The following is a 706-nucleotide window of genomic DNA, read 5'->3' on the forward strand; positions in this document are numbered from 1 at the left end:
GGAGAACTGGATGGAAACGTTCATTTTCATCATCCCAGGCACAGGTTTTCATCATACAACGTGGCTGTTTCTCATAATTGCCCAGATAATACGGGCAGAACGTACAGCCTCTTTCTTTAACAATTTCCACCGGAATTACTGGCATCTGACTTTTGATTTCCTTAGTTACATGCTTACTTTCAATTCGCTCTCTCATATTAAAAATCCTCCAAGAATATATATTTGCAAAAGGGACTTCCCCTGAATTGCCTGGTTTTAAGCACAAAAAAAGAGGCAGCCTTACGATTTTTGTTTTCGCAAGCCTGCCTCTTATCAATCTAATATTCTATTTTCCAATGACATACCGTATAAACACGTATATCGCTCTAATCACATACACTGGAATCATGATGCTTCCAATCAATGCTCCAATGATGACACTTAATGCAGCCATCCCAAGTGTTGCTGTGGTATCCATTCCTCTCGGAATCAGAATCAACCGCATTTTATGTATTCCAAATGGAAGTCCAGCAATAAATACCCACCAGAACCAATCCGTCTGTCCACTGACCTTCATAATTGTTTTTGTCATCCAAAACCAGAATACCATAAATGCCAGTGGCAGAATCGATTTTTTAATTACATCTTCAATCGTCATCTTTTTTCTCCCTCTGTCTGATTCCTTCCGCCACCTCCCGATTAAGGTTTGCCAATATTTCTCTAACCA

The 706-nt window shown here is 39.7% G+C and carries 1 protein-coding gene and 1 pseudogene; both read right to left on the reverse strand.

Features of this window, described 5'->3' with window-relative positions; genetic code table 11:
- Window positions 1-196: pseudogene (locus tag QVP40_RS09455) on the reverse strand (hypothetical protein); the annotation flags it as partial.
- Between the two features lie 129 nt (window positions 197-325).
- Window positions 326-706 (reverse strand): DUF6050 family protein (locus QVP40_RS09460; protein ID WP_288200450.1); only part of this gene is annotated, 381 nt, incomplete at its 5' end.

Source organism: Blautia sp. CAG:257, assembly GCF_000433815.1.
Classification (GTDB): Bacteria; Bacillota; Clostridia; order Lachnospirales; family Lachnospiraceae; genus Blautia_A; species Blautia_A caecimuris.